The sequence below is a fragment of the Megasphaera geminata F0357 genome (assembly GCF_000239275.1).
Classification (GTDB): domain Bacteria; phylum Bacillota; class Negativicutes; order Veillonellales; family Megasphaeraceae; genus Megasphaera; species Megasphaera geminata.
This window is the reverse complement of the sequence record NZ_JH417591.1, coordinates 1-3,040: the sequence shown is the minus strand read 5'-3', so window position 1 is coordinate 3,040 and position 3,040 is coordinate 1. Positions and strand designations below refer to the sequence as shown.

Annotated in this window: 3 protein-coding genes; all 3 read right to left on the bottom strand. The window is 44.3% G+C overall.

Annotated features, from left to right (window positions below; all coding sequences use genetic code 11):
* Window positions 1–45: 45 nt before the first annotated feature.
* Entirely contained in the window at window positions 46–750 is a 705-nt protein-coding gene (locus HMPREF0080_RS05265; RefSeq protein ID WP_006790256.1) for a hypothetical protein, read from the bottom strand.
* A gap of 476 nt (window positions 751–1,226) precedes the next feature.
* Window positions 1,227–2,474, bottom strand: coding sequence for a GntP family permease (locus tag HMPREF0080_RS05260; protein ID WP_006790254.1), 1,248 nt, complete (start codon window positions 2,472–2,474; stop codon window positions 1,227–1,229).
* Window positions 2,467–2,625, bottom strand: coding sequence for a hypothetical protein (locus HMPREF0080_RS10795; protein ID WP_245527237.1), 159 nt, complete (start codon window positions 2,623–2,625; stop codon window positions 2,467–2,469). Before HMPREF0080_RS10795 ends, HMPREF0080_RS05260 begins: the two co-directional genes overlap by 8 nt.
* Window positions 2,626–3,040 lie beyond the last annotated feature (415 nt).

Below are 3,040 nucleotides of genomic sequence, written 5' to 3'. Positions count from 1 at the left end.
AGCCGGCGTAGTACTACGCCGGCTAATGTCTTTTCGTTATTCCGTTTACTTCCGCAATGCTTTAATTTCTTCTTTTAATGCTTCATTTTCTTTTATAAGTGCATCTATTTTCTGATTTAATGCATAGAGCTGCCCGCCTGTAACCGCGTCGTGCGATCCGTACGCCACCATACCGTCCGCTACATTCGTCACTTTACGAACAAGCAAATCGCTGCCGACAGAAACGGTATTAGCCGTCGTAACAATACTGCCTGCACCGAGGGCTACGCTATTGTCGGCCGTTACAGAGGCTTTATGTCCCAAAGCAAGCCCGTCTTCAGCCTTAACATTGGCCCCGTTTCCGAACGCGGAGGCATAAGAACCTTTAGCTCTAACATTGGCACCGACAGCCGTACCGTTTTTAGAAGCATTTGTATTTAACCCGAAATCAGTCCGTTCACCGCGAATAACGGCACGCGCCGTAGGAACTGCTTCTGTTGCGGGCGGAACCGGATGAAGATTATCGGGCACTCGTCTGCCTTCATGCAAAGGATACGACGCGGGTTCATAGTTTTGATCCGGCGTGATCATAATACTTGCTCCTGCTGTCGCATCAACACGAACTCTGCCGGCATCTTCCATACCGGTTGCACCGCCGATCGTTACATAGGCATCGGGATTAATCTGTTGAAGTCCCGCCGCCAACGCAGACGATCCCAGCAAAGATACGCTTAAAAGGATTGTTGCCGCCGTTTTCTTTGAGTGCGCCATAGTACATGCCTCCCACTTATCTGAATTTTATTATATAGCATAATTTACTTTGATATTTATTGTCAATAATCATCTTTACCCGTCATCACATCAATCAATCAGACTACAATACTGTAGTATCCCCGTACGCAAAATGAAGAACGGTCCGGCTTACGGTATGCTTTATCTATAAAAATTATTTACAAAAGGAAAACTTTCTCATGAGCAACAACGGCAAACAGATGCACAATATCAATGCAACCGTACGCATCCACAACGGGAATGCTAAAGCCTTTCCGTAACAGACCGGTCGCATACAGGCACTCACAAAATGACCAAAAGATAATGCCGGCCAACAGGTACAAATATTGAACGCCAAAAGTAACCGGCAACTATTTCCCGAGGATGCGGCATTTAACAGAATTTCACCCGCAATGTAACAAAATAAAAGACAGCGTCTCTCACCGTATGCGGAGATGCTGTCTTTCTTTATATATCTATGCAATACCCGTAATCATGTAGAAGAATACGGCGAAGAACGCAATGAATATTTTAATAAGTGTAATAGCAAACATATCTTTATATGCTTCGCGATGGGTCAGACCGCAAATGGCAAGGGTCGTGATAACGGCACCGTTATGCGGCAGACTATCCATCCCTCCCGAAGCCATAGCGGCAATACGATGGACAACTTCAGCCGGAATGCCTACAGCCGCCGTTTCTGCAAGAAAATGATTACCGAAGATATCAAGAGCAATACTGAGACCGCCCGATGCGGAGCCTGTAATCCCTGCAAGAATATTAACCATAAGTGCTACATTGAAGAGCGGCATTCCCTGACCGATGCCGAGGAGCGCATCAGCAACTTCAAGAAACCCCGGCAAGGAAGAAATAACGTTGCCATAGCCGACTTCGGATGCCGTGTTCATAATCGCGAGAAGGGAACCGAGAGCGCCTGCATTAAGCGCCGCTTTAACGCTCGTATTCTTGGACATAAACTTTCTGCCTGTAACGCACGCAATAATAATAGCCACAAGCAAACCTATGACTAAAGCCCAAATAGCGATGACGTTATGAACGTTTTTGGCGACAAGGGGCAGATTCATGGCGCGAAAAGGTTCTATCAACATATCCTGCCATTCAAACATTACAGAAAAATAGAAATTGAGGACAAGAACGACAATAAGCGGCACAAGAGACAAAGACCAAGGCGGCAACGGTGCGCTCGGGTCAATCGGTGTTTCATTGACTGTATGCTGGCCGTAGCCTTCGCCGGATTTTTGCATCCCTTTACGCCGCCATTCAAGGTAAATAAAACAGAGGATCATCAATAACGTCCCGCAAATAATGCCCAATACAGGCGCTGCAAAAGTCGTCGTACCCAAGTAAATGGTAGGAATAATATTCTGAATCTGAGGTGAGCCGGGATAACAATCCATCGTCGCCGTAAATACTCCGGCTACAAAGCAGGCGGGAATAAGTCGTTTCGGAATTTCCGCCTCTCTAAAAAGAGCGGCAGCAAACGGATATACGGCAAAGGCACAGACAAACATGGAAATACCGCCATAACAAAGGATCATGCAGGCAAATACTACTGCAAAAACGGCTTTGTCTTTACCGACAAGCTTAATCGTTTCCATAGCAATACTGCGTGCCATACCGGTTTCTTCCATGACCTTGCCGAAAACGGCACCTAAGAGAAAAATCGGGAAAAATGATTTGATATACATAACGGCCTTAACCATAAACAGTTCTGTATACCCCGGTAAAACGGGCAACCCCGAAACAAGCCGCCGCAAATAATGCAAAAACAGGTGCAAACAAAATAACTGAAAATCCGCGATACGCAAATGTTACTAAGAGAAATAAACTGAGAATGATAGCAACAATCTCCATAAAAATACACTCCTTTTCTTATTGTTACGGCCAGTAAGATATTCTGCAATTCATAATTTCATTATAAGGTTTTTCTTTGTGAATAAAATACTATAGTTCAGACAAAATTTGACTTTCTGGAATTCCTGAATTCCGTCTTGTATCTATGCCGTTTATACCCTGTTTGTCTGAATACATCAGGACACATATACAGAAATGAATAATCCGAAATCGCCCTTACTCGTTCTGTCGATAACAATCTTTTCGTGTATTTAAATATAATCCCGTCTTATACAAACAGCATTATACTGCAACACAACAAACAGGAGAAAGGCCTATCTGGCCTTTCTCCTGTTTGTTGTGTTGCATATTCATTTAGTTTCCGAAAGACAGTATCGGGCCTATTTCAGAATAACCCCGGAAATAACCATCTGCT

Bases quoted from the DNA above. Each gene is read 5' to 3' on its own strand.
- HMPREF0080_RS05260 (WP_006790254.1), bottom strand. From the start codon at position 2,474: ATGGTTAAGGCCGTTATGTATATCAAATCATTTTTCCCGATTTTTCTC.
- HMPREF0080_RS05265 (WP_006790256.1), bottom strand. From the start codon at position 750: ATGGCGCACTCAAAGAAAACGGCGGCAACAATCCTTTTAAGCGTATCT.
- HMPREF0080_RS10795 (WP_245527237.1), bottom strand. From the start codon at position 2,625: ATGGAGATTGTTGCTATCATTCTCAGTTTATTTCTCTTAGTAACATTT.